Annotated in this window: 1 protein-coding gene; it reads right to left on the reverse strand. The window is 60.2% G+C overall.

Features of this window, described 5'->3' with window-relative positions; all coding sequences use genetic code 11:
• The coding region (locus C6A77_RS25205) for an immunoglobulin-like domain-containing protein (protein ID WP_133295920.1) at nucleotides 1–269 on the reverse strand (269 nt) is incomplete at both ends.

Raw genomic sequence — 269 nt, forward strand, 5'->3', positions numbered from 1 at the left:
GTGAACGGTACCGAAGCCGACGATTCGCCAACCGGAATGGTGATGGTCTGGCCGTTGGCCAACTTCACCACCAGATCCGAACCGGTGACTTTGTGGTTGACCGATGCGGTGTAAGTCACCACGCCGCCTTCGGCGACGGTAGATGTCGCGGTCAGGGTCACGGTAGTGGTGTCGATGGTGTCGGTGACCTGAGTCACGGCTGGCGTCTTGCTGACATCCAGCTTCTCGAAATCACCACCGGTGGTCCCGGTGACGGTCACGCTCAGGTT

The organism is Pseudomonas sp. AFG_SD02_1510_Pfu_092 (assembly GCF_003331055.1).
Lineage (GTDB): Bacteria > Pseudomonadota > Gammaproteobacteria > Pseudomonadales > Pseudomonadaceae > Aquipseudomonas.